This window comes from Polaromonas sp. P1_G2 (genome assembly GCF_056405515.1).
The window spans coordinates 1-503 of record NZ_JBFUBY010000943.1 but is presented as its reverse complement, the minus strand read 5'-3'; the positions used below and the strand labels follow the sequence as shown (position 1 = coordinate 503).

Annotated in this window: 1 protein-coding gene; it reads left to right on the top strand. The window is 64.6% G+C overall.

Annotated features, from left to right (window positions below):
- The coding region (locus tag AC1D0P_RS28460) for a PhnE/PtxC family ABC transporter permease (protein ID WP_477679800.1) at positions 1-503 on the top strand (503 nt) is incomplete at both ends.

Below are 503 nucleotides of genomic sequence, written 5' to 3'. Positions count from 1 at the left end.
GCCTGATCGTATCCGGTCCCCGCATCGACCCCGACCAGTCCAACCTGTCACTGGCCTGGGACAACATCTGGAACAACAATGCCTGGCAGCACGGCGATGTCTGGACCAAGATGTTCGAGACCATCATCATGGCCTTCCTCGGCACCCTGCTGGGGGCGATCTTCGCCTTCCCGCTCGCTTTCCTCGCCGCCCGCAACATCACGTCGAACCGCGCGTTGAACACGGCGCTGAAGCGCTTCTTCGATTTCCTGCGCTCCGTCGACATGCTGATCTGGGCGCTGTTCCTCACCCGCGCCTTCGGCCCCGGCCCGCTTTCCGGCTCGGGCGCGATCTTCCTCACCGAGACCGGCACGCTCGGCAAGCTCTATTCCGAAGGCCTGGAGAATATCGACAACAAGCCGCGCGAGGGTGTGCGTTCGGTCGGCGCCTCGCCGATCGCCGTGCAGCGCTTCGGCGTCATGCCGCAGATCGTGCCGGTGACCGTCAGCCAGACGCTCTACCAG